Consider the following 3,274-nt stretch of genomic DNA (forward strand, 5'->3'; position numbering starts at 1 on the left):
ACTAAGAACAAACGTACTATGCCGGAAAAAATGGAAATCAAAAAATTTGATCCAAAAATCCGTCAACACGTAATCTTCAAAGAAGCTAAAATCAAATAATTTTAGTTTTTTGAAAAAAGCGACCTTCCCGGTCGTTTTTTTTTGCATTTTTTTTATGCGGCTTGATAAACTTTCTGTTTCTTCTGGCATTTTCTGTGCTTATTTCCCATAAAAAATTGAAATTTCATAAAATTTATTTTAAAGGAGTGTTTAGTGCCACATGACGTAGAGCTCATTATTCTGTTAGCTGTCGGTTTTGGCTTGGCCTTGGTTTTTGGCTATATCGCTGCACGTCTACGCCTTCCCCCACTGATTGGTTATCTGGTTGCCGGGATTCTAATTAGCCCGAACACCCCAGGCGTGGTCGGAGATGTGCATCTGGCGAACCAGCTGGCCGAACTTGGCGTCATGTTCCTGATGTTTGGTGTCGGGATGCACTTTTCTCTCAATGACCTGATGCAGGTCAGGCGTATTGCCTTGCCGGGTGCAGTCTTACAGATTGCAGTCGCGACACTGCTCGGGGTCGGGGTCTCCATGCTCTGGGGCTGGAATTTTGGCTCTGCCCTGATCTTTGGTTTAAGTCTGTCCTGTGCCAGTACCGTCGTGCTTCTCAAAGCCCTGGGTGATCGTGGCCTGCTCGAATCCATTAACGGGAAAATTGCAGTCGGTTGGCTTCTGGTTGAAGATCTGGTCATGGTGCTGGCACTGGTATTATTACCCGCAACTGCAGTACTTCTCGGTGGTCAGGCACTGGAAGGTAGTAGTAGCGATCAGAATGTCTGGATCACCTTAGGTATTACCTTGCTCAAAGTAGCCGGTTTCATTGCCTTCATGCTCATTATTGGTAAACGTTTAGTTCCAATGATCATGCAAGTAGTCGCACGTTTAGGCTCACGTGAGCTATTTACCTTAACTGTCGTAGCTGCAGCCGTATCGATTGCCTTTGGGGCTTATAAGGTCTTTGGCGTATCCATGGCACTCGGTGCATTCTTTGCCGGGATGGTGGTCAAAGAGTCTGACTTCAGCCACCGTGCTGAGGAAGAAACCTTACCGTTGCGTGAAATCTTCTCGATTCTGTTCTTTGTTTCGGTCGGCATGCTGTTTGATCCGCGTATTCTGATGGATCAGCCGCTTCATGTGTTGGCGGTGCTCGGTATTATCATGATTGGTAAAACCATCGCGGCTATGGCACTGGTGCTGTTCTTCCGCTACCCAATCAATACGGCGCTTACCGTCGGTGCTTCTCTGGCACAGATTGGTGAATTCTCTTTTATTCTGGCCGCACTTGGTGTATCGCTAAATCTATTATCACTCGATGGGCAAAACCTGATTCTGGCGGGTGCCCTGATTTCAATTACCCTAAACTCGTTTATTTTCTCGGCAGTGGAACCGGTACAAAAATGGATTCGCGAACGTTCGTCTTTGGCGCGCTTATTGGAGCGTAGTGGTGACCCGCTTGCCATGCTACCCGATGAAGTCTCACAGGACTATCTGCGCGATCAGGTGGTGATTGTCGGGCATGGTGAAGTCGGTCGTCGGATTACCCTGTCACTGATGGAACAAAACATCAAGGTCGTGATTGCCGAAGAAAATCGTGAGATCGTAGAAAACTTGCGTAAAAAAGGCATTGCAGCAGTTTCTGGTGTCGCAACTGAACCTGGTGTGCTGATTCAGGCTCATATTCAGCATGCACGTCTACTGGTGATCTCACCAATGGATATTATTGATATCCACAAAATCGTGGATATTGCCAAGACCCTAAACCCTGCCATTCAGATCCTGCTGTGTGCGGAAAGCAAAGAAGAAGCTGAAGTCATTCGCCGTGATAATATTGGCGAGGTGTACTATGCCAAAGAGGAGATGGCGAGAAATATGAGCAATCATATTTTGAACCAGATCGAGATTGCGCATAACCATCCACCTACGCATTATTCAGGCTGATTTTTTAAAGAAGTTGTCAGAATTGGCAACTTCTTTTTTTATTGATTGGACTGAAATTTATCAGATCGCTAAACTATAAAATTTTAAATTGCTTCTCTAATTTAACCGACTTAATTTTTCTCTTATTCTCTATTTTTTTATTTCATAAAAACAGAAAAAGCACACTTCAAGTGTGCTTTCCTGCTCGCCAGGGTAGGCAATTTAGCTCATATATTTTGGCTCTTCATCCACAACTTCAGCTTGCCATTCATTGACCTGCTGTTCCAGCAAACCATATAAAGCGGCTTGAATCATGTGTTGTGCAATCACAGGCGTTTGATCACCCAACAGGGCTTTCACCTCGTCATTAAACTGAATCATGACTAATGGCTGTTTTTTTGAGCCCGCATTTCGTAATGCCAACGCGCCACCTTCAAGTTGAACGAGTTCCAAAATCGCGTCTTGATTACCAAATAAATCTTTCAACTGTTCTATAGACATATATCCTCCATGTTCAACATGGTGGCAAAGAGCGATTGCACTTTGCATCATTAGAGTAATTGATATAGGGTTAATAATCGCAATTTCAAGTACAGCTGATCAGATTAAAATTCAACCATCTCATTACGAAAACCATCAATAAGCTGCGTCAGGTCACGATGCCATTCTCGTAATATAGCAGTATCAGGTAACCAGGCTTGTGGTGTCTGTGTGACTTTAATGATGAGATTTGAAGAAGTTTCGTCTTCAGGTTGTGGCGAACTTGGCTCGGGCGCATATTGGCAGAGACGGTAAGCACGTTTCAGCTCAGCCAGAAAACCATCTTTGGATAAATGCTGTAATACGGTCACTTCAGGTGATACCTGACCCTTAGTCGCCATGAGCTCTTCAATTGATTTCAGCGTCGGACTCAGGTCATTCAGACGGTAATAGCGTACCAGTTCTTGTAAAAAGGCCAGCAGTGCCCCATGCAGATGGAATACAGCAGCTTCACGATGAGCTTGTGCCTGCTGCACATGATCAGTCTGTTCAGCCTGCTGACAGGCCAGACGAGCGAAATAAAGTTTTTGATTGGTACGGTCCGCATGATAGCGAGCAACTCGTGTCATCGAGATTTCCTAAGCATTAAAACAAATTTTGGCTCTTATAAAGTAAAACGTACGCTCGCATTACGCAATGCAAGATTGTCTACGCTGTCGATCTATTCTGCATGATCTTGATACTTCAGACTGCTGATATTGGCTCTTCAGTAAAAATCCAAACCTTTTTAAGGGCAAAAAAAAGAGCATCACACACATTGCTGTCCCACAATTTT

Annotated in this window: 4 protein-coding genes; 2 read left to right on the top strand and 2 right to left on the bottom strand. The window is 44.5% G+C overall.

Annotation, left to right across the window (positions count from 1 at the left end; translation table 11 throughout):
- Both rpmG and B3143_RS03880 read left to right on the top strand, forming a co-directional pair.
- Positions 1–99, top strand: a 99-nt coding sequence (rpmG, locus tag B3143_RS03875; RefSeq protein ID WP_286739579.1) for a 50S ribosomal protein L33, incomplete at its 5' end; no start/stop codon positions are given.
- A 153-nt stretch (positions 100–252) separates the two neighbouring features.
- Positions 253–1,980 carry a cation:proton antiporter gene (locus tag B3143_RS03880; RefSeq protein ID WP_005232299.1) on the top strand — a complete coding sequence of 576 codons (1,728 nt, stop codon included), beginning with the start codon at positions 253–255 and terminating at the stop codon, positions 1,978–1,980.
- Positions 1,981–2,181: 201 nt separating this feature from the next.
- Here B3143_RS03880 and B3143_RS03885 read toward each other — a convergent pair whose 3' ends face one another.
- Positions 2,182–2,460, bottom strand: a complete 279-nt coding sequence (locus B3143_RS03885; RefSeq protein WP_004781893.1) for a hypothetical protein — start codon at positions 2,458–2,460, stop codon at positions 2,182–2,184.
- Positions 2,461–2,564: 104 nt separating this feature from the next.
- Positions 2,565–3,068, bottom strand: coding sequence for a DUF6586 family protein (locus B3143_RS03890; protein ID WP_214001612.1), 504 nt, complete (start codon positions 3,066–3,068; stop codon positions 2,565–2,567).
- Positions 3,069–3,274: the final 206 nt, after the last annotated feature.

The organism is Acinetobacter sp. UBA1496 (genome assembly GCF_002324975.1).
Lineage (GTDB): Bacteria > Pseudomonadota > Gammaproteobacteria > Pseudomonadales > Moraxellaceae > Acinetobacter > Acinetobacter variabilis.